This is a genomic window from Shewanella sp. AC91-MNA-CIBAN-0169, assembly GCF_040310165.1.
Lineage (GTDB): Bacteria > Pseudomonadota > Gammaproteobacteria > Enterobacterales > Shewanellaceae > Shewanella.
In genome coordinates, this window is record NZ_JBEOPM010000018.1 from 42,887 (window position 1) to 68,026 (window position 25,140).

The window sequence follows — 25,140 nt, forward strand, 5'->3', positions numbered from 1 at the left end:
TCATCTAATTATCGCTGCTATTATTGTTTAATCTAAATTAATTTTGCTTAAAGTGGATTGATTAACTACGTTTATATTGTCAGTCAATTTGAGATTGTTTATAAATTTTTTGATAAACGGTCTATAAACAAAGTTGTTAAATAACCCTTAAGCAAAGTGTCGTGCTGCAGTGTGATGATCCGTGTCAGATAAAAGAATGCGGACACACACTAAAATTGGAGGAATGAATAGTGAGCAATAAACTACTGAGTGCATTGTTTGCGGCTGGTTTCGCGGTAATGATGATGTCTTCTGCATCATTTGCTGCTGATGAGACCCTCGCAGAGTTTCACGTTGAAATGGGTGGCTGTGAAAACTGTCACGCTGATGGCGAACCATCAAAAGATGGCGCTTATGAATTTGAACAATGTCAAAGTTGCCATGGTACACTTGCCGAAATGGATGATAACCATAAGCCGCATGATGGTATTTTAATGTGCGCAGATTGTCATGCACCACATGAAGCTAAAGTAGGCGAAATGCCAACATGTGATACATGCCACGATGATGGCCGTGTTGCTAAATAAAGTATTTTAGTAGCTGAAAAATACCGACGTAATGTCGGTATTTTGTTTTAATATCCCCATCATTCTTTACGATCTTCCGCATAAAGTGCACTAGTCAATTGAATCAATTTGTATACAAACTTGCTCTTATTAGATGATGCAGCGAATTTTAGTCAGTCTAATAAAATATCTCACCCTCGTGTATTAATTGTCTCTCCTCAACCTTTAACATGCTTTGAAGAAATTCATCACTTAACGTTAATTCGTCAAGTTAGAAAATCATGAGGCTGAGTGAAACACATATATAAAACGTTTTCACTTGCAGTGGCATACCTCTTTTTAGGTATTTAAATTCTTTTATTTTCAAGTAGATGCGCAACATAAGGGCGCAGGCTGCGCACTTTTGTTGCACAAATGTTGTTTTAAAATACCTAGGTATTTTCTATTTCTATTGTAAATCAGTAAGTTATTTTTTTGGCACATCTTTCGCAGTATTTCAATTATGTAATCGTTAATGTGAAAGGGTAGATGTATGTCAGCAATCCAATCTAGTTGTGCTTATTGTGGTGTCGGATGCGGCATTAGCGTGTCTTCAAATAAAGCGGATTGGACCGATATCGATGCTGTAGATTTAGAATTAGTCGGCGATAACATGCATCCGGCTAACTACGGTCATTTATGTGCCAAAGGCGAACGCTTACTCGACAGTTTAGCCCAACCGAATGTACTGCGTTACCCTAAACTACGATCTGGTATGCCACTTGATTGGGACCGTGCTAGCACCTTGATTGCCGATACATTTGCACAAACCATTGCTGAGCACGGCCCAGACTCTGTTGCGCTTTATCTATCAGGGCAATTACTCACTGAAGATTATTATGTAGCCAACAAGTTTGCCAAAGGCTTTTTAAAGACAGCCAACGTCGATACTAATTCACGGTTATGCATGTCGTCAGCGGTGAGTGCGATGCAACGCGCCTTTGGTGAAGATGTTGTACCTGGTTGTTACGACGACCTAGAGCAAGCTGATGTGATTGTGCTTGTAGGGGCCAATACTGCTTGGACTCATCCCGTTCTTTTTCAACGGATTTTAGCCGCAAAAAAAATCAATAATGCTCGTTTAGTGGTAATCGACCCGTTATCAACAGCCACAGCAAAACAAGCAGATTTACATTTAGCCATTAAACCGGGCGCTGATTTAACCTTGTTTCATGGCTTACTCGGTTACCTAGCAGATCAAAATCGTGTCGACCACGCGTATATTGCCGCACACACAGAAGGCTTTGATACCGTGGTTTTGCAGGCGCAACAATTAAGTGTCAATTTAGCCGATCTTGCCACACAAGTCGGTGTTTCTGTCACTCAGCTGACGCAATTCTATCAACTTGTAGCCAACAATAAAAAAGTACTTACGGCATCTTGTCAGGGGGTTAATCAGTCAACCATTGGCACCGATGCAACCAATGCGATGATTAATTGTCACCTTGCGTTAGGACACATCGGTCAAGCTGGCTGTGGATTCTTTTCGTTAACAGGGCAGCCCAATGCCATGGGCGGCCGTGAGGTCGGTGGGTTAGCCACTCAGTTAGCGTGTCATATGGGGTTTTCACAATCGGAGCAGCAGTTATTAGCTGATTTTTGGCAAGTTGACAGTGTTGCAGATCAAAAAGGTTTAGCAGCAGTTGAGATGTTTGATGCCCTTGCCGAAGGTAAAATCAAAGCGATTTGGATTATGGGCACCAATCCTGTGGTGTCTTTGCCCAACAGTGAAAAAATAGCACAAGCATTAGCCGATTGTCCTTTTGTGGTGGTGTCTGAAATCAGTCCTGATTCTGATACTGCCAAACTTGCTGATGTATTACTCCCAGCTCAAGGCTGGTCAGAAAAGTGCGGTACCGTCACTAATAGTGAGCGCACTATTACGCGTCAACGTGGCTTTATCACAGCCAAAGGCCAAGCTAAACCTGATTGGTGGGCGGTTAGCCAAGTCGCGAACAAAATGGGCTTTGATGGTTTTAATTTTGATGACAATGCCAGTGTATTTAGCGAGTTTGCAGCTTTATCCGCTAGAGTTAAACAAGCTTTTCCGACTAAGGTGTTTGATCTCACTGGGCTAACAGATTTATCCAAAGCGCAATATGATGCACTAGCACCGACACAATGGCCCATTGCTTTGGCGACACAAATTGGTCAACAAAACGTGCGAGTTTTTAGCCAGGGAGAGTTTGCTACCGCGACGGGTAAAGCTCAGTTTGTTGCGCCTGCGGTTGTTAGTGTTCCGCAACAATCATTACCGAGTAACACCTTGTTATTAAACACTGGCCGCAGCCGAGATCAGTGGCATACCATGACTCGCACCGGACATATTGCTAGCTTACGAGCCAGTATTCCTGAGCCTGTCGTTCACCTGCATTCATCACAACTCAATGCATTCTCTTTAACCGAAGGTGGCTTGGTCCGCATTGAAGCTATTCAAAATCAAATTGAACAATACTCCACAGAGACCGCTAACCCCGACCTTTTTCCCCATGCCTCATTCACGATGGCTCGCGCTGTTGTCGATGATGACATACCGACAAATATGGCTTTGATGTCAATGCATTGGTCTGCGCAGTTTTCGCTGACCAAAGGCGTGAATCAGGCATTAGATGCTCGCGTCGACCCAATATCAAAACAACCAGGGTTTAAGTGTCAACCTGTGACATTAAGCTCTGTTGAACTGGCGCTGCAAGGGGTGGTTTTTGGTCAACACGACTCTTCTGCTCACGGGCTATGTTGGCAAGTTGCACAAACACTAGAGAACGGAGTGTGTCATCACATTGGTTTTACGGATACCGACGACGGCTTTGCGTATCAAGCGACTGTGCATTCACTTAAGTGGACTTTAACGGTAGATGGCCAGCCTTTATATATCCAATGCAATATGGATAAAGGATTACTTAAAGCATTAAAAGTCTTGTCTCATACTCAAGTCAATGTGGCCCTATATCAGATGAATGATTTTATTGGTAAGCCTGTCGATAAACAGTTAATTAAGCAGCTACATCAGCAAATAAAAGCCGGAAATAGTCCGTTAATCTGCGCTTGTACAGGGGTAACCGAAGCGAACATTAACGACGAAATCAATCAACAATTTAACGACCAAGTGATGAGTGACGGTTTAGCGAATATCAGTTTTGAGCAGGCGTTAGATAGCACCCAGTTATTACTCGGCTGCGGCCGTCAATGTGGCAGTTGTCATAGTGAAGTTAAGCAGTGTGCCAAGCAAAGTTGGATAGATGCCTTATCTTATTGCGAATCTTATTCCGACATTGACCATCAACCATCAGTAGCAGAGGACGTAGCCTAATGAATACCGTAGAAGCAATGATAAAAGGTCGTCAACCTATAAGTACTTTAGGTCATGCGGCGAATGAATTACACGCGGGTGATGTGGCTATTGTCGGTGCGGGTTGTGGTCAATTAGAGTTAATGACGCTCAAGGCCGCTAGAATTGTTGCACAAGCTGAGGCGTTGGTGTTTGACAGTCTGGTCAGTAGTGACATTTTGACGTTAGTAACCCCTAGTTGTCAGCGTCACTTTGTGGGTAAACGCTGTGGTCAACCGAGTAAAAAGCAAGACGATATTAATGAATTATTACTGACATTGGCGCAGCAAGGATTAAAAGTGGTGCGCTTAAAGGGCGGCGATCCGCATATTTTTGGTAGAGGTGCAGAAGAAGCACTTTACCTTGCACAAAATGGTATCCGTTCGCAATTTATTGCTGGTGTTACCGCGGCGTTAGGTTGTGCATCAAGTACCGGAATTCCATTAACGTATCGTGGTATGGCCCGCAGTGTTACGCTGATCACCGGCACCAAAATGACCGATGCCGATAATGCAAATGCACCTACGCAGTGGCAAGCATTATTAGCAGCGCAATCAACCTTGGTGTTTTATATGGGTAAAGAACAAGCGGCAAGCATTTCAATTGGGTTACTCGATGCTCAAAGTGCCGCTAATCTGCCGGTAGCATTTGTTACCAATGGTGGAAGACCGAATCAAATTGTTACTTATGCCACAGTCGCTTCTATGGCCGATGCCGCGTTAACCATTAAAGACTCTGGGCCGACGTTAATCATCATTGGTGAAGTGGTGTCTGTTGGTCAACAGCTGAATGCTTTGCTTGCCGATATTGATGTAGCTGTAACACAAACCTCATTTGAATATGGGCGTGAGGCTTTATATGCCTAAAATTGGTGAGTTAACGCTGACATCCGTTGATGAGTTTGACTTTCGTTTGCTGATAAAAGCATTAGGTAAGGGCGAAAAAGGCTCACGTGCATTAACGTTTGATGAGGCTTGCTTGCTGCTTGAAGGCTTTGCCAAAGGAAAAGTATCGCGTGTGCAAATGGCCAGTGCCATGATGCTTATGCGCGTGCGCGGTGAAACGACTGAAGAAATAGCAGGAATGGTGGCGGGCTTACGTCGCACTGTCGATAAAGGTTGGTATTCGCTGGCAGTAGATATCGATTGGCCAGTATATGCGGGCAAGCGCGAGCAGTTACCTTGGCTTCTACTCGTTGCTAAGTTATTGGCGAAACAAGGTGTTCGGGTGATGTTACACGGTGACAGCCAAGCGTTACCCCATCGCCGCCATGTTGAATCATGTTTAGCGTCGCTTAATATTGCGTGTTGTACATCATCACAAATGGCCAAAGTGGCATTGCAGTCAGATAATATTGTTTATGTTCGAGCGGGTGACTTAGCACCAGTGTTAGATGAGTGTCGTCAATTACATCAAGAATTAGGTCTACGCAGTTTGATTCAAACCGCAGCGCGTTGCATGAACCCAACTAATGCACCAATAAGCCTTCGCAGTTATTTTCACCCTGGGTTAGATACGGTACACCAAGGAATATGCGAAATTTTATTTGAGAAAAGCGAATATCACGCCGGCAGTGTGGCTATTTTTAAAGGCTTACAAGGTGAAACCGAGTGTAATCCAAGAGTGGCTACCACGATAACTGTCGTCAACGGACAGACAGATAATATAGCGGTATCGAGCTTATCTATCCCTACGTTATTAGAAGGCTTTTCTGGTGCAAAAGTGGGTCAAGCTGAATTATCTAGCGATATTCTTGCGCTGTTATGGCGCGAAAAAGAGCCTTTTTCTGCTGATGCGCTGACATCATTAATGTCGCGCACCATGATTGAGCAGGCGCTTAGCAGTATGACGGCAACGTTGGCTGCAGTATTGTTATTACTTAACCACAAATTAAATACAGCGATTATTCCACAGGAATCAATTTCACCAGAATCCATTTCACAAAAATCAAATTCACAGAAGATTATGGCAGCGGAGCAAGCCGTTTACTTGAGTCAACAATGTTGGGCAAACCGCTTCAGTTCAACAGACAATCCATTAGCCAAATGGCTGAACGAGGAGTGGTTATGCGCAGTTTAATTTTTTGTGACCTGAGTTTTTCAGCTGTGCCAGTGGTCGATTGTGAAGTTGTAAAGTACCAAGCTTGTTTGGCAGCGTTTGGACATGTCACGGTGTTAACTTCTGTGAGCCAAATTGAGCAACGATTACATCAACAAACATTTGATACCTTGTTGATATTAACCGATACATTGCACGCTCAAATCCAAGGACTTATTCAGCGTACATTAACCAGTAAGCCAATGGTGATAGTTGTCAATGCCAAAACATGGCAGCAGACAGCATTAACCGAGTTACTTGATTGCGGTCGCATCACTTTTATTCCTGAGATGTTAAGTGTTAATCGTTTAACCAGTGTCATTAGTTTGGCCCAAGCACGTTTTAATGCTGCGAGTAAAACACTCGCCGAATTTAAGAAACTGGATGATGAAATCCGCAGTATAAAACTACTTAGTCAGGCCAAGCTTATCGTTATGCAGCAAGGGTTCGATGAAACCAAAGCGCACCAGATTATTCAACAACAAGCGATGCAAAAAGGTTTGTCATTAGCTCAAATGTCAGCGCAAATTATTGCTATTGTGACTCAGCATCATGGTAAGTCAAAATCACTAAACACCGCAGTGAACAACGATGGTGCGCCTCACTTTGGTGCGGTTGTGACCAAGATGGACAACAGTAGAGCGTTTAGTAAAGGCTGTTGATTTTTTAAGGCTAATAAATCAATAGTTTAAGTCTTTTTTGTAGTTGGCATAGAGCCTGCAAACAATACATATAATGAATAAAGTATCAGATTGACGATAGTGTGAATGGCAGCAATTAACTGGGTCGTTTACCTCAACAATTTATTTTAAAAATTTGGATCTCAACAGGCAATGGCGCCAACTCCTTAAGCGGAGTTGGCGCCATTTTGCTTTTTACGGTCCAAGGCATGAAGGAGTTGGATATGGCAGTCTCAAAACCCAAGTTAGTGGTCGTTGGTAATGGCATGGTTGGTCATCATTTTATTGAGCAAGTGTGCAGTTTAGGTCTCAATAAAACGTTTGATGTGCACGTGTTTGGTGAAGAGCCGCGTCCAGCTTATGACCGAGTGCAGCTGTCAAAATATTTCGAGACCGGTAGCGCCGATCCACTGATGTTAACCAGCGCGCAAGATTATCAAGATTGGGGCATTACGCTTCACTTAAACACACCTATTACGGCAATTGATATTGCCGCCAAAACGGTGACTAGCGCGCAAGGTGATCATTATTCTTATACCCGCTTAGTGCTTGCAACGGGATCATTTCCATTTGTGCCACCGATACAAGGTAACGATCGTGCTCAATGCTTAGTGTATCGCACCATTGAAGATCTTGAATCGATTCAGGCCGCAGCTCAAAACAGTCAAGTTGGGGTGGTTGTTGGTGGTGGACTATTAGGTTTAGAAGCCGCAAATGCCATGATGCAGCTCGGGGTAAAAACCCACGTTGTTGAGTTTGCACCACAATTGATGCCCGTTCAGCTAAATGATAAAGCGGGTGAATTACTGTGCAGTAAAATTGAACAGCTCGGCGTGAGTGTACATACTTCAAAAGCCACCACTGCGATTATTGACGGTGAAACGGCAATGCACCGAATGACCTTTAATGATGAGTCTTATCTTGAAACTGACATGATTGTGTTTTCTGCCGGTATTCGTCCACAAGATTCATTAGCTCGAGTTTCAAATATCTGTATCGGTGAACGTGGCGGCATTGAAATTGACGATTACTGTTTAACCTCAGCGCCCGATGTTTATGCCATCGGTGAGTGTGCGTTATGGCAACAAAAAATATTTGGTTTAGTTGCACCTGGTTACCAAATGGCCCGAGTGGTCGCTTCGCATATTGCTTCATTAACATCTAATAGCGTGTCGCAGTCATTTACCGGCGCAGACATGAGTACCAAACTTAAATTATTGGGTGTTGATGTGGCCGCTATTGGTGCTAGCCGTGGTTTTGATAACGCACAGTTTGTTGAGTTATCTGATAACCAAGCGGGTATTTATAAAAAATTATGGTTAGACGAAACCGGTAAATTTTTAAAAGGTGCAGTGCTGATTGGTGATAACAGCGATTACAGCCGCTTGCTCGATAGCTATTTGTCTCAAGACGAGATTGAAGGTTCCGCAGTTGAGTTATTGCTAGCCGGTGCAGAAAACGAAGCCGATTTAAAAGACACTTCTATAGTGTGTTCTTGTCATCAAGTAACCAAGGGCGACATTGTTGAGGCCGTGACCGCCGGCAACCATAAAATAGCTGAGATTAAAGTATGTACTCGTGCTGCATCGGGTTGTGGTGGTTGTGCGCCGTTAGTTCAAAAAATTATTGATCAAACCTTGCAAGCTGCAGGGCTCGATTTTAATGCCGGAATTTGCGCCCATTTTGATCATGACCGACAAGCCTTGTATCACTTATGTCAAGTCGAAGGCATTAATGATTTTAATACCTTAATCACTCAGCATGGAAAACCTTCAGCTAGTGGTCATACATATGGCTGTGATATTTGTAAACCTGCCGCCGCATCAATATTTGCTAGCTTACAAAACCAATATGTGTTGAATCAAGATAGCAGTCATGTGCAACTGCAAGACACCAATGATGCTTACTTAGGCAACATCCAAAAAAACGGCACTTACTCTATTGTGCCGCGAGTCGCTGGTGGTGAAATTACCCCAACTAAGCTGATAGCCATGGGCCAAATTGCCCAAGAATATGACCTCTATACCAAAATAACCGGTGGCCAACGTATTGATATGTTTGGCGCAACGTTATCGCAGCTACCCGAAATTTGGAAAAAACTCATTGATGCTGGTTTTGAAACAGGCCATGCCTACGGTAAATCATTGCGCACGGTAAAATCCTGTGTTGGCAGCACTTGGTGTCGTTACGGGGTGCAAGACGCCGTTGGTTTCGCGATTGATTTAGAAAACCGTTACAAGGGCTTACGCAGTCCACATAAATTAAAATTTGCTGTGTCTGGATGTACTCGTGAATGTGCTGAAGCACAAAGCAAAGATATTGGCATTATCGCAACCGACAAAGGTTGGAACTTGTATGTTGCTGGCAATGGCGGTATGCGCCCCCGTCATGGTGATTTGTTTGCCACTGATTTATCCACTGAAGATCTCTATAAATATATCGATCGCATTTTGATGTTCTATGTCAAAACTGCAGACAAATTACAACGAACCTCGACTTGGATGGATTCATTAGAAGGTGGTCTAGCGTATTTAAAATCAGTCGTTATTGACGATGCATTGGGAATTAACTCGACCTTAGAGCAGCAGATGGACCATATTGCCGCGACATACCAATGTGAGTGGAAAACCAGCCTTGAACAACCGGCCTTTTTGGCGCGCTTTAATGAGTTTGTTAATCCAAATGATGCGCCAGAAGCAGATACCAGTGCTTACCAACGAATTCGTGAGCAACGTTTCCCGAGTATTAAAGACGCAGGGGCAGGAACGATAGCTATTAACGATATTACAGACGATGCAGCACAACTCGCTGTGGAGGAATTAGCATGATTTGGGTCAATGTGTGTAGCGAAGCAAGCATGCCAAAAGGCACCGGAATAGCGGCTTGGGTAGCAGGACGTGCGGTTGCCATTTTCAATTTAGGGGATGACGGTTTATTTGCCCTTGATAATGTAGATCCTGCCAGTGGTGTGAGTTTATTGTCCCGAGGACTTATTTGTGAAATCGATGGTGAGCTTTGTGTTGCTTCGCCGCTTTATAAACAACATTACCGCTTGGATAGCGGACGTTGTATTGAAAATGTTGATTTAGTGGTTAAACCATTCGAAATTAAAACTGAACAAGGCAATGTTTTTGTCTTGGCTCAGTCATAAAGGGGTGCAATATGAGTGCTGAAAAATTTAATATTTTCTGTTTCCACGGCAAGATGAAAATCATGCATTTAAGTTGGATGGCGTTTTTTATCACCTTTGTTGTGTGGTTTAACGCAGCGCCACTTGTTAGCGTGATCGCCGACAGTTTAGGGCTGACTAAATCACAAATTAAGACCTTGTTGATCCTCAATGTGGCATTAACAATCCCGGCGCGGATTATCATTGGTATGGTAACCGACAAATATGGTCCAAGGATCACCTATTCTGCCTTATTGGGTATCTGTTCAATCCCTTGTTTTATGTTTGCGGTAGCCGACACTTTTGAGCAGTTAGCCTTAGCCCGATTTCTGATTGGCTTTATTGGTGCTGGTTTTGTGGTTGGTATCCGTATGGTGAGTGAATGGTTTCCGGCAAAAGAGTTAGGTACAGCAGAAGGCATTTATGGCGGATGGGGTAACTTTGGTTCAGCTGCAGCAGCCTTTACGTTACCTGCCGTTGCACTTGCTTTTGGTGGCCCAGACGGATGGCGCTATGCCATTGGCATTACCGGCTTAATGAGTTTGTTGTTTGCATTTGTTTATTACTTCAATGTGACCGATACTCCAAAAGGTTCGACTTACTTTAAGCCCAAAAAGGGCGGCGGCTTAGAAGTGACCAGTAAAAGTGACTATGTGTTACTGATCATTATGAAGGTGCCAATGTATGCCACGCTAGCGCTGTTAGGTTGGAAACTGTCTCCAGCAGGTGTGAGTATGTTTACTCAAGATGCAACCTACCTTATTTATCTTGGGTTGGTGGTGGTGTTCTTGTTCGATTTTTACCAAACATACCAAGTGAATAAACATTTGTTTTCAATGGAAGTACCTGAGTTTGAACGCTATCAATTTAAGCAAGTTGCTGTATTGAATGTGCTGTATTTCACTACATTTGGCTCTGAGCTTGCCGTGGTATCTATGTTGCCATTATTTTTTGCAGAAACGTTCGAGCTTGGCATGGCACAAGCGGGTATGTTGGCATCAAGCTATGCCTTTATGAATTTAATGTCTCGTCCTGGCGGTGGCTGGTTAAGTGATAAGTTTGGTCGTAAAACCACCTTGTTAATATTAACTGCAGGGTTAGCGATTGGTTATTTGTCGGTAGCACAAATCGACTCGTCATGGTCATTACCTTTGGCTGTCGCAGTCGTTATGGCATGTTCATTCTTTGTTCAAGGTGGCGAAGGGGCTGTGTTTGCTGCTGTGCCGCTGATTAAGCGTCGCTTAACAGGGCAAATAGCGGGTATGACAGGGGCTTATGGTAACGTCGGTGCAGTGTTTTTCTTAACCGTATATTCTATCGTATCCACTCAAACTTTCTTTTATGTGATTGCGATAAGTGCCGTATTTGGTTTTGTGACATTATTTTTTATGAAAGAACCCAAAGGTCATATTGCTGAAGTAAACGATCAAGGCGAAGTCACTTTAATCAGCGTAAGTTAGTGCTCGAGTAAAGTAGCCAGAGCAACATAGTGCCATAAAACTCAAATTGTTTATGTTTAAGCAATTTGAGTTTTTATATTGATAAAACAGCTTAATCTTAGAGTGAGAGGTTTTATGGCTTCAGAGTCATTAGAACAAACGATGGATAGTGTAGATGCCATGCTTCCTTTTGCTGCAACTTTGCAGCTTGTTGTAGGCCAAGCTTCTGAAAAAGGACGTAAACTGCAAAATGAAGATGCCATAGGTATTCGTATTCCTTCAGGGATACCACTTACGTCGAAAGGTGTTGTTAGTGTTATCAGTGATGGTGTCAGTACCGCTGAAGGTGGGGCTCATGCGTCTGCCATTAGTGTTAGTAATTTTCTTGCAGATTATTATTCGACCCCAGAAACTTGGAGTGTGCAAACATCGAGTACCAAAGTATTAACAGCATTAAACCGTTGGCTGTATGGATTGGGGCAAGACTATCGCGATGCCAGACGTGGCTTTGTATGTACCTTTAGTGCATTGGTATTTAAGTCTTGTTCAGTGCACATGTTGCATGTGGGCGATTCACGTATTTATCGTTTTCGCCGAGGCGAATTACTGCAATTAACTCATGATCACAGTACTAATATTAACTCATCAAACCAATATCTTACTCGTGCTTTGGGGATGGATGTTAAATTAGATGTGGACTATAAAAGCTTGTCAGTTGAAGTTGACGACCTCTATTTACTGACAACGGATGGAGTTCATGACGTACTCACTGAATTTGAAATACACCGAAAATTGACGGCTCTTTGTCAGCAACATCCAACGCTTAGCGATGATTTGTGTGAACAATTCTGCTTAGCGTTGAATAAAAAGGCGTTCGATTTAGGCAGTAAAGATAATCTCAGTGCGCAGTTATTAAGTGTCAGACAATTACCTAAACAAGCTATCGATGATGTGTATCAAAGCTTGTCGCGTCAACCATTCCCCCCCCCACTTAGCGTTGGAATGAAGCTTGATGGATATCAGGTAACTCATATACTTCATCAATCACAACGCAGCCAAGTGTATAGAGTCGTCAATGGGCAAAACCAAGTCTTTTGCATGAAAACACCTTCCGTCAATTACATAGATGATGCCGCTTACATAGAGCGCTTTATGTTAGAGAGCTGGGTAGGGCAGCGCATTAGCAGTGCTCATGTCGTTAAGGTTGTAGAGCAACATAACATAAAGTCCGCTTTGTATTATGTCACCGAGTTTTTATCGGGGATAAGCTTAGGTGAATGGTTAACTCAACATAAAAAGGCCCCAGTAGAAGAGGTGTTACTGTTGCTAAAACAAATCGAATTAGGGATAAGAGCATTTCACCGTCGCGAAACGCTGCATCAAGATTTAAAACCGGATAATATTTTTATCACCCGAGATGGCGTGGTTAAAATTATTGATTTTGGTTCTTGTTATATCAAAGGCGTGGCAGAAATTAGTAGTCCGTTAACTCGAGATCGTATTTTGGGTACGGCTGATTACACTGCCCCTGAAGTTATACTGGGTTATAAGGCCGATGGTCGTGCCGATTTATTTTCGCTTGCAGTGATTGCTTTTGAGATGTTGGCTGGGCAATTGCCTTTTAAAGGCAAACTCGAGAAATGCCGAACGCGGCAGGATTACCAACGTTTAGAATATATTAGTGTACATAAATTAAACCCAATGGTGCCAGAGTGGATTGACGTAGCATTAAAAAAAGCACTCAATGTTGAACCTAATTTACGCCAAGCGGATACCTGTGAATTAATTCATCAATTAACCACTGCCAAAGCGAATCACACAATAAATGATTATGTGCCCATTATAACTCGCAACCCAGTACGTTTTTGGCAAGTGATTTCAATCGTGTTGTTTATATATTTAGTGGCTTCTTTGCTGAATAATTGATTATGAGAGTGCGTTTTAAACATAAAGCTTACAAGTGAGTAGTAAATTAATGCGTATAAATAAATTAACTTATTAATAAACAATTATATTTTATGTGATAACTTTTCACATCGAAATAATTATTTATAACCCTATCTATATGAATTGCGCTATCTATATAAATAGCGCTATTCATATCAACTATCCGCCTACATCAAAAAAATGTAAATAGCATTAATTATTTTAAAAAAACTCCATTACTTAAAAATAATTTTTTGGTCATACGTGTTGTTTTTTATTTTCAAAAAACTAACATAAATTTGATTTAGATCAATTTATTATATGAGCTATTGCAATTAAGTCTGGGGGTGGAATTAATATAACCTATAGGTCTATGTTGGTTTAATACTCAAGGTTGATTCGAATGTGGTATGACAGAGCCACAATATCGAAACAATGAATGTAAAAGTTATTAAGCGACATGAATAAGATGTTCTTGATGTTTAATAACCCGGGGACATGAATATGACCTTGAACAAGCGTAAACATCAATATTACCTTAATGCAACAACTGAGGTTCTAGCTATTTTTCTGTGTGTGATGTCTTTTTCTAGCCTTGGCCAACAAGACTTGAGTGATATTAATGAACTTGCCATAGGCATTAATAATACAGCCAATGTAACTCAGTTTGGTGATGCACTATCCATTAATTTAAATCAAAGCGGTTTCAATAATCAGTTTGATTCAAGTCAATTTGGCTACAACAATCAAATTTTTACTCATCAACAAGGCATATTCAATGGCGTTACTGTATTCCAGTCCGGGACGGATATTGAAGCCAGTATCTACCAATCAGGGTTTAGTAATCGAGTTATTGCCAGTCAGGCAGGAAGCAATTTGCTAATGGATGTGAGTCAAATTGGAACACACAACTTAGCAGTTATTCGTCAGACCGGAAGTGATAATACCATTATGATCCAGCAGAATGGTTATGGAAGTGCTGTTGGCGTTATTCAATGGGGAACAATGCAAAACGTTAGCGTGACTCAGAGTAATTAATTTGAGTTATTTATTTCAACCAAATGAAGGGAAATACAAAGATGAAATATTCTAAATTAGCTTTATTAATCTCAGCAGCTTTATTGACCTCTGCTGGTGCGTATGCAGGCAGTAACGAAGCCGATGTTAGTCAAGAGGGAGAGCTAAATACCGCGGTGGTTGTTCAACAAAGCAATAGTGTTGCTAATAATGCAACTATTGAGCAGCTCGGTAATAATAATCTTTCAACTATTTTACAGGCAGAAACGGCAAACTCCCAAGCTTCATCAAATCAGGAGGGAAATGATAATACATCTTTGATTGACCAACATAATGCAACAAGTACAGCTAGTGCCTTTGTAAAATCAGTTGGTGACGGTAACGAAGCAGATATAACACAAGAATTTTTTAATGGTGAAAATGCGCAAGCAACTGTTAATCAAATGGGCAACGGTAACTTAGCAACCATCACTCAAAATGATGGTGATGGTGCACAGTCTACGGTTAATCAAACTGGAAGTGAGGATACTGCTGAAGTTTATAATCATTGGTCAGATTATGCAGATGCAACCATTAATCAATCCGGCAACTCTAACAATAATGCTTATATTCAACAGGAAGCGTCAGATGCTGCAAGTGCGTCGTTAACCCAAATTGGTTCAAACAACGATGGTGATATATTACAAAGTAACCAGAATTATGGCGGCTCAGGTAGCGATGATACGGTCGCAACATTAGAGCAGATAGGTAATGGTAACATAGGTTTAGTTGAGCAAGCAGGTTTGTCTAACATGGCTGATGTATATCAAAATGGTGAATCTCATGATGCACATGTGACACAAAATGGCGGTAATCATGAAGCTCAAGTTAACCAATATGGTTTAAATCAAGTCGCAACGGTAATGCAAATGGACTTTGAGCATGTTGCAACCGTCAATCAGTCCAATGTAGGCAACACTGCGACAGTGACTCAAAGTTCTTTAACTCTTGGGAATGGCAACGGTAACGGTAATTCAGGTTCTGGTAATAGTGCGACTGTAGACCAAGAGGGTATGGATGATACCGCTACGGTTGCGCAAGCGGGTTTCGCAAACGAAGCCGTAGTGTTTCAAGGGGAGTACAGTTTTGATAACACAATTACAATCACCCAGTCGGGTCATCATAACTATGCAGGTGCATCAACTGACGATGGCGGATTAAGTACCGTTACAGTAAATCAAACTGGGCATCATAATGAAGTTAATAGCAAACCCAATGGCAGCAACTTTTATGGTGAAGGGATCGGTGCTGGAACGTGGGGGGCCGATAATGTCGTTATGGTTGATCAAGATGGCCATCATAACAAGGCCTATGCTGATGCTGCTGATTTGTCATCAGTTATTGATATAGACCAGTCTGGACATCATAACGAAGCATATGCTGAATCTGAATGGGGCGAAGCTAACGAAATTGTTATCGATCAAACTGGTGGCAATCATTTAGCTGATGTATATGTCTCTGGTGATGGCAGCAATGTGGTTTATGTTACCCAAACCGATATGAATAACTCAGCAGTTGTAAGCAGCATAGGGTTTGGTAATACAGTGACGATTACTCAAGGTATGTAGTACTAAAGTATAATGAAGGGTGTGTAAGCACCCTTTTGACTAATTGTTATGCAGTAATCCACTTGCTAAACTTATAGATGTTGATATGGACTTAATATCAATATGATAGTTTCTTTATACCACAGTTTATTCATACCACATGGAGTGTTAGGAATGTTTAAAGTTGAAAATTGGATGATCGTTTCGCGTTCGCAGCTGCTCATTGACTTACTCGAATCACGCTGGCCACAAGAATTTTTGGTTAGATTAACCAAGGCTCAGCCGAGTAATATGTCGAAGTTACTTTCCACACAAACCAACTCAATAGTGGTTTTCGATTTAGCAACGATTGATCTTCAGCAAGCATATCAATTACAGCGTGTTATTGAACGTGAATATTGTGGTGTTCGTACCGTTTTTCTAAATTTCCCCAAACAAGTTGATGCAACATTTTTAATTCATCCATCGACCACAACGGGTGTCTTCTATACCAATGCTAATTTAGCTGATGTTAGTAGCGGCTTAAATGAAATACTCAAAGGCCGTAGTGTCATCCCTCAAGATCTCTATCAATCGTTAATGAGTATTAACCATGACGATGACAGTGAGCAACTGACCATTCGTGAACGTGAGGTATTACAAACGTTATTGTCTGGTAGTACTAATCTCGATATCGCTAATCAACTATTTGTCAGTGAATCTACCATTAAAACGCATCTCTATCGTGCGTTTCGAAAAATTGGTGTGTCTAGTCGTGGTCAAGCCATTGCTTGGGCACAAACTCACATGCATGAGGTGAGAGTGTGAAATATCCATCAGTGATACTCATTTGCTTGATTGCTAGTCAAGCCGTTTTATTAAGTGATGCTATCGCTGATGATCGTAAAGATGTTGACGTTAATGTTCCAGAATTTACAAAAGCTAACATTGCCCCCACCACAGATGAAGTTATTCCAGAATCCACCGCCTCAAAAGCTCAAGAGAATTTATTGCAGTCAATTGAACCTGTAGCGAGTGTCAGTGATGCAAAGCCCAAGCGTGAAGCTGATTTAATTGACGGATTAATCTTAAATAGAGCCATGACAAGATTTGGCCACCGTTTTTATCGAGAATTTGTTAGCGCTTATCGTGATATCAATGGCATGAGCAACCACTCGGGGCTCACTGTTGTAGAACAAGCCACTGCAAGAAGTGGTAGTAAAATTTTAGTGTTGCATAATCGCAAGCCGGTTTTTGTGACGTTTTTATCCCCAGCATCGCGAAATATTGATGCACAAGCGAACATGGCAGCAAAGCGGGTCAATGCTTCCCTGTTGCAATATCAACAACAGGTAAGATGGGCGGCATTTTCAGACCCCGATCTTGCTCCTGATGAGTTTTAGTAGGGAATGTATATGAAAAAATTATTACTAATTTTATCAATAACATCATTTAGTTTTCCCTTAGCCGCGACGCAACTGGTATATACCCCAGTTAACCCTGCGTTTGGGGGCAGTTACCTTAATGGTAGTTATTTATTGGCAAATGCGTCAGCGCAAAATGAACATCAAGGTGGTTCCTCCTATGTTGCCCCTACTGCGCTGGACAGGCTTGCTAGTTCATTACAGTCACGCTTAATGAGCCAACTGTTTAATGATGCGGCAAATGGTGGTGAAGGTTATTTAAAAACCGATGACTTTGAGATAAATGTGGTCAATGAAGATGGATCGTTACTGGTTCACATTACTGATTTATTAACCGGCGAGACGACCATCATCGAAGTTGGTGGTATTGTCGGCGCATCAACAGGGGGCTAATCATGAAAAGACTACTGCTTAGCTTATTTATTCTATCTTTGAGCGCGTGTTCTTCGATAGAAAGTGAATTCGACGGTATTGAAGCTACCACGAGTTTAATGCCAAAGGGCGAGACTTATTACGATTTAGTCAGTTTACCATCCCCCCAAGGAAGTATGGTGGCTGCAGTGTATGATTTCCGTGATCAAACGGGCCAATACAAGCCGATACCTTCGAGTAACTTTTCAACTGCAGTACCTCAGTCTGGAACGGCTTTCTTAGCTCAGGCGCTCAATGATTCTGCTTGGTTTGTGCCTGTTGAGCGTGAAGGGTTACAAAATTTACTGACAGAACGAAAAATTGTTCGTGCAGGACTCAATGGTGATGCCAGTAAGTTGCCACAATTAAACAGTGCCCAAATTCTTATGGAAGGTGGCATAGTGGCTTACGATACCAATATTAAAACCGGTGGCGCAGGTGCTCGTTATTTGGGGATCGGCGTATCGGGTCAATACCGTGTCGATAGTATAACGGTTAATTTACGCGCGGTTGATATCCGTACCGGTCGATTATTAAGCAGTGTAACAACCACTAAGGCCGTTATTTCAAAAGAAATTACTGCTGGTGTATTTAAATTTATTGATGCGCAAGAGTTATTAGAGTCAGAGGCGGGTTATACCTCAAATGAACCTGTGAGTTTGTGTATTGCCGCGGCAATAGAAAGTGCGGTCGTACATATGATTGCCGACGGTATTTGGAAACGAGCTTGGAATTTACTTGATCCTGTATCAGGAGTAAAAAACCCAACATTACAAAAATACTGGTTAGAAGCACATACTGAAAATCAAGTATTAGAACGGATTAAGCAGAGCTAGTCATATTGGTACATTTGTATAGTAATAGAGAAGATTTATAAAAAAGGATATCAAATTGATATCCTTTTTTAATTCAAATTTTCGATTAATATTGATGGTACTCAGTAAATCAATTTTCAAACTTGATAATCGTTTCTTAGTCTTAACCAAGCCACAATTGTGTTTTAGTCGCATCAATGATGCTAAGCGAAATCGTGTCTAAAGCCGCTTCACTGATCGTTAATGTTCCTTGCATCAATTCATCACGTCTAAACCAATGCAAAGTGATTTGTTCGCCAAGGGTTCGACTTTGCAGTTGCTGTTCAAATTGACTGGTTACTTGCAAGTGGTCTGCTGCAATCAATAAATCACCCGCACTTAATCCCGCTTGATGTGCTGGATTGTGTTGGCTAACCGTTAGAATTTTTAACCCTAATGATTCCGCTTTTGTTTTTGCGCCAAAACCAATGTTATAACCTGTAGCTCCAGCACCACCCAAATCAGTTACACCTTCACAGGTCCGTAAACTCATATTCACGCCCACTTGAGCCAGTAATTCTTTTAGTGGCAAATCGTCTGTGTTGTCGAGATAAGTAAAGATATCGTCACAAGGGCGATTTAATAGCGCTTCAACAATCTGTTGATGGCTTGACGATTCAGTACCTACACCTGTTAAACCATATTGTTGCCAAAGTGTACGCATAACATCATCAAGGCTGTATTTACCTTGGGTTTCAATACGGATAGTTAAGTCTACATACAAGGCAAATAGTGCGCCTTTAGTGTAATAGCTGACAATTGCATTAGCGGCATTTTCATCTTGCTTATAAAACTTAGTCCAAGCATTAAAACTTGATTGCTTTAAGGTTTGTTTAAAGCGACCTTCGCCTCGGTATACTCGAGTCATAATTTGACTGAGTAAAGTAAGGTAACCTTTCTCATCAATACACTGAGATTTAAAGGTAATTAAATCATCGTAATATGACGTGATACCTTCGTACGCCCACAATTGAGAAGTATAAGACTCTTGTGATAAATCAAATGGCGTAAACTCAGCAGGTTTAATCCGTTTAACGTTCCATGAGTGGAAATATTCATGGCTGCACAGTGATAAATAAGTGCGATAACCTTTATCTACTGGCGCATCGAGTGACAAAGGTAAGTCGTTGCGAGAGCACATTAACGCTGTTGATGCTTTATGTTCTAAACCGCCAAAACCATTGTCCAAAACGGTTGTCATGAACACATAACGCTTAAAGGGTGCTGGAGTGCCAAATAAATTAATTTGATATTCGCAAATCGCTTGTAAATCTTTGGCTAATCGAGCCATATTTGCTCTTTGTTTGCCACTGAGTACGATATCGTGTGGCACACCAGCAGCGAAAAAGGTTTCAATGGTCAGTTCACCCATTTCAACGGGATGGTCAATTAAGTCATCGTAGTTTTCAGCGCTAAAATCACCAAAGCTAAATTGTTCACCTGATGCTCTAGTCATGCTGGTGGCTAGCGTCCAATGAGCTAATTCTGCAAGTGCAGGTTTAGCCATGGTGACGGTATGTGGTTGAGACTCAAGACCATTAGCCGCTAGAAACACGCTACTGCCATTAAAAAAGCCATGATTAGTATCAAGGTGTGCAGTGCGAACAGACAAATCCCATGCATAAATGTGATAACACAGAGTGATATCACTGCCTTGGTTATTCAATTGCCATGTTTGTTTATCTAATTGAGTGACTGCAAGCGATTGTAGATTCTCTTTGGCATCAATTTCAATGATATTTTTGGCAAAATCTCGGATCATGTAGCTGCCAGGTAACCATGCTGGTAATGAAAAAATCTGAGATGGATTGGCGTTTTTTAGCGTAAAGGTCACTTCAAATAAATGAGCTTTTGGGTCGACCGCATGAATATGATAATGCATAAAGAATTCCGAATGAGTGGCAAGTTGCAATCAAAACGATTGAGCTATAATAACCAATGCTGCCAAAATTGACTCACTTAAGCAAACGAATCCCATTTTAGGCAAAATATTACCCATAAAAAGCGTTTTTACTGGAGTGATAGTTCAAATAGTTGATAGTATTATCAATAGCATCAATGCAGTTATCTAATGAGGGCATCCAAATGGCCGAAGAAACCATATTTAGCAAAATTATCCGCCGTGAAATTCCAGCGGATATTTTATACCAAGATGAATTAGTCACCGCATTTCGGGATATTGCTCCGCAAGCTCCTACGCATATTCTGATTATTCCCAATCATTTAATCGCGACAGCAAATGCTGTTAAAGCGTCTGATGAATTAGCATTAGGGCGGATGATAACAGTAGCGGCCAAACTTGCCGATGAAGCCGGTATTGCTGAAGATGGATATCGCTTAATCATGAATTGTAATAAGCATGGTGGTCAAGAGGTCTACCATATTCATATGCATCTTTTAGGGGGTAAACCATTAGGCCCAATGTTGAGTCGTGGATAATGAAAATTAACAGTGATTTTTTTCCATTAACTGAAGTCGCCACCCGTTTTGTCAACCAGTTAGCTCAGTGCCGTCGTTTAGGGCTTTCAGTGCAAGAAGCCAGTGAGCATCATGTGTTAATTGAGTTACCTTACAGTCAAGATATTATTGGTTACCCCGACACCGGAGTCATTCATGGTGGGGTGATCACAACCTTGATAGATACCGCTTGTGGCACAGCCGTGGTATGCGCCATTTTGAAGAAGTACCAATCGTTAGAGTTGTCTCCAACATTGGATTTACGTGTCGACTACATGAAACCCGCAGAGCCTCATAAGTCGGTTTATGCCTTTGCTGAATGCTATCGTTTATCGTCAAGCGTTGCTTTTACCCGTGCGATAGCATATCAAGACAGTATTGATGAACCTATCGCTCACGCGGTGGGTTCTTTTATGCGAATTAGTCCAGAAATGGTCGGCGAAGAGTTTCGTCAAGTGTTAATGGGGAATTTACCGGGGGCGAAATCATGAGTGAGCCAACCCAAATAGAGACACAAAAGGGTTTAGATGTTCAAGATGTGGTTAAACGTGCCATTGAACTGAATGATTATAGTTACCTACTTGAGAAAGTACCTTACTCACAATTTATTGGCATGTCAGTGGCCCGTTTTGGTGATGAAATGGTATTTAGACTGCCGGCTAAAGATGACAACATTGGTAATCCGATTTTACCTGCAATACATGGCGGAGTGATTGCTGGGTTTATGGAAATGTCGGCAATTGTACAATTAATGGTATTTATGCAAGCCAAGAAAGTGCCTAAAATTGTTGATTTCTCAATTGACTATTTACGCGCAGGTTTACATCAAGATACCTTTGCAGAATGTAAAATTACTCGCCAAGGCCGCCGTGTGGCTAACGTCAGTATGAACTGTTGGCAAACCAACCGTAAACAATTGATAGCCACTGCCAGAGCACATTTTTTGATAGATTAAGTCAACGCTTTACATTAACAGCAAATAAGGAGATAGCATGAAAATAACGTCAATATTTGTGTTCGCATTAGCATTGTTGCTTAGCGCCTGTGCGCATAACACGGCAGGTATTTCGGTAGACTCAAGCGGACAGGTTAGAGTCGATAGCAGCTCTTTTGCCAGTGATGTCAATGTTGTGGATATTTCATCTGTCATGGTTGCTGACTTAATCAAAGCATCTGCGCTAATTCAAAGCAAATCGAGCACTGACCTACGTCTACAATATAAGTTCACTTGGTACGATGCTAGCGGATTTACAGTTGAGGATGAAGCAAGCAGTTGGAAGTCGGTTAAATTACATGGTAAACAGCAGTTGCAAGTGGGTGCGGTAGCGCCCAATACACAAGCTATTCGATTTGAGATCTATGTGCGCGAAGCTTTCTCAAATTAAGCCACGCTACAGAGAACTTGAAGAGACATGATTACTGAGATTTAATATAAAGTTAATCAATTATATTTTTGCGTTATCAAATTGTATAGCTGCTCGTGTATTCATGGTGAAGTTAGTTTATAATCGTGATCGCCAAGGGGTGTTCAGTAAAACCTGAACTGAGATGTCTGTATGACGAACCCTTAGAACCTGATCCGGCTTATACCGGCGTAGGAATGGGCCACACTATTTATGTGCACCTCTTATTCGCTACTCTTGCCGGATCTCAAAATCACTATTTGAGGTCCTATGTTCACGAAAAACTCTACTAGGTTACACCAAACACCAATTGCCTTAGCGGTAATGGTGGCATTAAGCTCGCCTGTGGTTATGGCTAAAACGGCCGATGTTGAAAATGTCACTCCCGAATATGAAAAAATGGAAGTGATTGTTGTTAATGCTGATTTTAGTAATATCAGCCTTGATAAAATGCCGTCAAGCGTGACGGTTATTGATGCCCAGCAATTAGAAGACGAAGGGGCGCAACATTTTGAAGATGTGCTCAATTCTATTGCCAACTTTAACTGGTCTGGTGGCAGTTCTCGTCCAAAATATTTCCAAATTCGTGGTGTCGGTGAACAAGAACAATATCAAGGTGCACCTAACTCATCGGTTGGCTTTGTGGTCGACGACATCGATCTATCTGGCCTTGGCATGGTGTCGAGTATGTACGACATGCAGCAAGTTGAAGTCTTGCGCGGTCCACAAGGTACTCAATATGGTGCTAATGCACTAGCTGGATTAATTTACTTAAAAAGTAATGACCCTACCGAATCATTTGAACATGGCGCAAAAGTCAGTTTAGGTGACGACAATCTTCGTACTCTTTCTGGTTTTAGCTCTGGTCCACTCAATGACTCAGGTAAATTGCTCTACCGTGTATCACTAGAACAGCACAATCAAAATGGTTACCGTGACAACCTTTATCTTAACCGTGATGATACCAATGAGCGTGATGAGTTAACGGCTAGGGCTAAGTTCCGTTGGTACGCTACTGACGATCTTCAAGTTGATTTAACCTTATTGCATGCCAATTTTGATAATGGTTACGATGTGTGGACATTAGATAATAATCGCAGTAATACCTTAACTGACCAACCCGGTGTTGATACACAGAAAACGACTGGAGCAGGGGTTAAGTTCATATACACGGGTATGCAAGCATTTGACTTCACATCATTAACATCATTTGCGCAAACTGATCATCATAATGGATATGATGGTGATTGGGCCAATTCGGATTATTGGGCGAGTAAAGCATGTACTGTGTATGACGACGCAGGAGCGGCCTCAGGTACTGAACCTTGTGTTTATGATTACACCTGGGACAAAAAGGGCGATCGTAAAACCTTAACCCAAGAGCTCCGTTTATCATCCAAAGATGCAGGACGCATCTTCGCCGGTAGTACCGACTGGTTATTGGGTGTATACGCGATGAATTTAAAAGAAGATAACGACTTATACTCGGAATACAACACCTGGCCAGATGAAGTGTTGCAGTCAAATTATGAGGCGACAAACTATGCCATATTTGGCCAACTAGACAGCCATTTAGGTGATGATTACTTATTGTCGACTGGGTTACGTTTCGAGCGCCGCGATAGTGATTATAGTGACAGCAATAAAGATGACTTTGCCCCATCAGAAGATATGTGGGGCGGCCATATTGCGTTGTCAAAAGCCATTAATCCTAATCACAATGCTTATGCTCGTGTCGCCCGCGGTTATAAGGCAGGTGGTTTTAATATGACACTGCCTGCTGAATTGTCTGACAAGAAACAGTTCGACACTGAGATTTTATATAACTATGAAGTTGGCTTAAAATCGAGCTGGTTTGATGGCGAAGTGGATTCTACCTTGGCGCTATTTTATATGGACCGCCAAGACCAACAAGTTGCCGCCTCTTTACAAGACCCAGATAGCCCGCAGCGTTTTATTCTATTTACCGAAAATGCCGGCAGTTCAAGTAACTATGGCGCGGAACTCGATGCAAAATGGTATTTAACAGAAAATATTGAATTCTATGGTAGTTTCGGTTGGTTAGAAACTGAATATGGCCAATATCAATACAGTGACAAATACGGTTCTACCGTCGATTTATCTGGGCGTGACTTAGCGCATTCGCCTAAATTTACTTACAGTGCTGGTATGACTTATGTTGCTGATTCTGGTTGGTTTGCAAACGTGAATGCCAGTGGTAAAAGCCAGTTTTATTATTCTGACAGCAATGAATCTCAGTCAGAAGCCTATACCATTTATAACGCCCGTTTAGGCTATGAAACGCCAACATGGTCGGCATATTTATGGGGCCGCAATTTGTTTGATGAACAATATGGTGTGCGAGGCTTTTACTTTGGCAACGAACCAGATCAAGATTGGGTCGATAAACAATATATTCGTTACGGTGATCCGCGCCAAATTGGTGTGACATTAGAAGTTCAATTTATGTAATGACATAAAATCGCTGTAGCCTTTGTTGCAGCGGTTTTTATTAAGGAATAGAAATGAAGTTAACTGCAGAAATCAGTATGTATCCGTTCAATGAAAACTATCTCGATCCTATCCAATGGTTTATCGGCAGAGTGGATAGTTATGACAATATTCAACGAGTGACTAACGCGATGGCAACCCAAGTCTGTGGCGAGTATGCTGATGTAATGTCGATGCTAGCCGTTGAAATGCAAGCCGCACATCAAAAGTGGGGTAAAGCTGTTTTTGTGTGTAAATTTATCGGTGGTGAGCTCAACCTAGCTCATAGCGAATAA

The 25,140-nt window shown here is 41.8% G+C and carries 22 protein-coding genes and 1 riboswitch; of the genes, 21 read left to right on the forward strand and 1 reads right to left on the reverse strand.

Going from position 1 to position 25,140, the window contains the following annotated elements; translation table 11 throughout:
* The first annotated feature begins 230 nt into the window (after positions 1–230).
* The 15 genes from cctA (at position 231) to AAEY98_RS15475 (ending at position 18,476) form a co-directional block, all read left to right on the forward strand.
* Positions 231–566, forward strand: coding sequence for a tetraheme c-type cytochrome CctA (cctA, locus tag AAEY98_RS15405; RefSeq protein ID WP_101086816.1), 336 nt, complete (start codon positions 231–233; stop codon positions 564–566).
* Positions 567–1,077: 511 nt separating this feature from the next.
* Entirely contained in the window at positions 1,078–3,894 is a 2,817-nt protein-coding gene (locus tag AAEY98_RS15410; RefSeq protein WP_351017994.1) for a nitrate reductase, read from the forward strand.
* Positions 3,894–4,778 (forward strand): uroporphyrinogen-III C-methyltransferase, encoded by an 885-nt coding sequence (gene cobA / locus AAEY98_RS15415; protein ID WP_351017997.1) that lies wholly within the window; start codon positions 3,894–3,896, stop codon positions 4,776–4,778. Before AAEY98_RS15410 ends, cobA begins: the two co-directional genes overlap by 1 nt.
* Complete coding sequence (locus AAEY98_RS15420; RefSeq protein WP_351018000.1) at positions 4,771–5,991, forward strand: glycosyl transferase; 1,221 nt, start codon at positions 4,771–4,773, stop codon at positions 5,989–5,991. The genes cobA and AAEY98_RS15420 overlap by 8 nt, the downstream gene beginning before the upstream one ends.
* Complete coding sequence (locus AAEY98_RS15425) at positions 5,979–6,671, forward strand: ANTAR domain-containing response regulator (protein ID WP_162023376.1); 693 nt, start codon at positions 5,979–5,981, stop codon at positions 6,669–6,671. The genes AAEY98_RS15420 and AAEY98_RS15425 overlap by 13 nt, the downstream gene beginning before the upstream one ends.
* Positions 6,672–6,913: 242 nt before the next feature.
* On the forward strand, positions 6,914–9,517 hold the full coding sequence (gene nirB / locus AAEY98_RS15430; protein WP_351018003.1) for a nitrite reductase large subunit NirB: 2,604 nt from the start codon (positions 6,914–6,916) through the stop codon (positions 9,515–9,517).
* Positions 9,514–9,840, forward strand: coding sequence for a nitrite reductase small subunit NirD (gene nirD, locus AAEY98_RS15435; protein ID WP_101086822.1), 327 nt, complete (start codon positions 9,514–9,516; stop codon positions 9,838–9,840). The genes nirB and nirD overlap by 4 nt, the downstream gene beginning before the upstream one ends.
* 11 nt (positions 9,841–9,851) lie before the next feature.
* Entirely contained in the window at positions 9,852–11,318 is a 1,467-nt protein-coding gene (locus AAEY98_RS15440) for a NarK family nitrate/nitrite MFS transporter (RefSeq protein ID WP_192115127.1), read from the forward strand.
* 114 nt (positions 11,319–11,432) lie between these two features.
* Positions 11,433–13,223 carry a bifunctional protein-serine/threonine kinase/phosphatase gene (locus AAEY98_RS15445; RefSeq protein WP_351018008.1) on the forward strand — a complete coding sequence of 597 codons (1,791 nt, stop codon included), beginning with the start codon at positions 11,433–11,435 and terminating at the stop codon, positions 13,221–13,223.
* A gap of 504 nt (positions 13,224–13,727) precedes the next feature.
* Positions 13,728–14,261, forward strand: coding sequence for a curlin (locus AAEY98_RS15450; protein ID WP_192115126.1), 534 nt, complete (start codon positions 13,728–13,730; stop codon positions 14,259–14,261).
* A 41-nt stretch (positions 14,262–14,302) separates the two neighbouring features.
* The gene (locus tag AAEY98_RS15455) at positions 14,303–15,847 is read left to right on the forward strand and encodes a curlin (RefSeq protein ID WP_351018011.1); all 1,545 of its coding nucleotides are present in this window, start codon (positions 14,303–14,305) and stop codon (positions 15,845–15,847) included.
* Between the two features lie 153 nt (positions 15,848–16,000).
* Positions 16,001–16,633, forward strand: a complete 633-nt coding sequence (locus AAEY98_RS15460) for a LuxR C-terminal-related transcriptional regulator (RefSeq protein ID WP_351018014.1) — start codon at positions 16,001–16,003, stop codon at positions 16,631–16,633.
* Positions 16,630–17,208 carry a curli production assembly/transport protein CsgE gene (locus tag AAEY98_RS15465; RefSeq protein WP_242445135.1) on the forward strand — a complete coding sequence of 193 codons (579 nt, stop codon included), beginning with the start codon at positions 16,630–16,632 and terminating at the stop codon, positions 17,206–17,208. Before AAEY98_RS15460 ends, AAEY98_RS15465 begins: the two co-directional genes overlap by 4 nt.
* Before the next feature lie 12 nt (positions 17,209–17,220).
* Positions 17,221–17,622 (forward strand): curli assembly protein CsgF, encoded by a 402-nt coding sequence (locus tag AAEY98_RS15470; RefSeq protein ID WP_123776865.1) that lies wholly within the window; start codon positions 17,221–17,223, stop codon positions 17,620–17,622.
* 2 nt (positions 17,623–17,624) lie between these two features.
* A complete protein-coding gene (locus tag AAEY98_RS15475) occupies positions 17,625–18,476 on the forward strand; it encodes a CsgG/HfaB family protein (RefSeq protein WP_351018017.1) in 852 nt (283 codons plus the stop codon).
* Between the two features lie 142 nt (positions 18,477–18,618).
* On the opposite strand, the gene AAEY98_RS15480 is transcribed toward AAEY98_RS15475, so the two are convergent.
* Positions 18,619–20,376, reverse strand: a complete 1,758-nt coding sequence (locus AAEY98_RS15480; protein WP_351018020.1) for a M61 family metallopeptidase — start codon at positions 20,374–20,376, stop codon at positions 18,619–18,621.
* 203 nt (positions 20,377–20,579) lie between these two features.
* On the opposite strand from AAEY98_RS15480, the gene hinT reads away from it, so the two are divergent.
* From hinT to AAEY98_RS15510, 6 genes are all read left to right on the forward strand, one after another.
* Complete coding sequence (gene hinT / locus AAEY98_RS15485) at positions 20,580–20,933, forward strand: purine nucleoside phosphoramidase (protein WP_351018023.1); 354 nt, start codon at positions 20,580–20,582, stop codon at positions 20,931–20,933.
* Positions 20,933–21,442 (forward strand): PaaI family thioesterase, encoded by a 510-nt coding sequence (locus AAEY98_RS15490; RefSeq protein WP_101086829.1) that lies wholly within the window; start codon positions 20,933–20,935, stop codon positions 21,440–21,442. Before hinT ends, AAEY98_RS15490 begins: the two co-directional genes overlap by 1 nt.
* On the forward strand, positions 21,439–21,906 hold the full coding sequence (locus AAEY98_RS15495) for a PaaI family thioesterase (protein WP_101086830.1): 468 nt from the start codon (positions 21,439–21,441) through the stop codon (positions 21,904–21,906). Before AAEY98_RS15490 ends, AAEY98_RS15495 begins: the two co-directional genes overlap by 4 nt.
* 37 nt (positions 21,907–21,943) lie before the next feature.
* Positions 21,944–22,336, forward strand: a complete 393-nt coding sequence (locus AAEY98_RS15500; protein ID WP_101086831.1) for a YcfL family putative periplasmic lipoprotein — start codon at positions 21,944–21,946, stop codon at positions 22,334–22,336.
* Positions 22,337–22,461: 125 nt separating this feature from the next.
* Positions 22,462–22,569, forward strand: a riboswitch (TPP riboswitch).
* A 55-nt stretch (positions 22,570–22,624) separates the two neighbouring features.
* Positions 22,625–24,826, forward strand: a complete 2,202-nt coding sequence (locus tag AAEY98_RS15505) for a TonB-dependent receptor (RefSeq protein ID WP_351018026.1) — start codon at positions 22,625–22,627, stop codon at positions 24,824–24,826.
* A 53-nt stretch (positions 24,827–24,879) separates the two neighbouring features.
* Positions 24,880–25,140, forward strand: coding sequence for a hypothetical protein (locus AAEY98_RS15510; protein ID WP_101086833.1), 261 nt, complete (start codon positions 24,880–24,882; stop codon positions 25,138–25,140).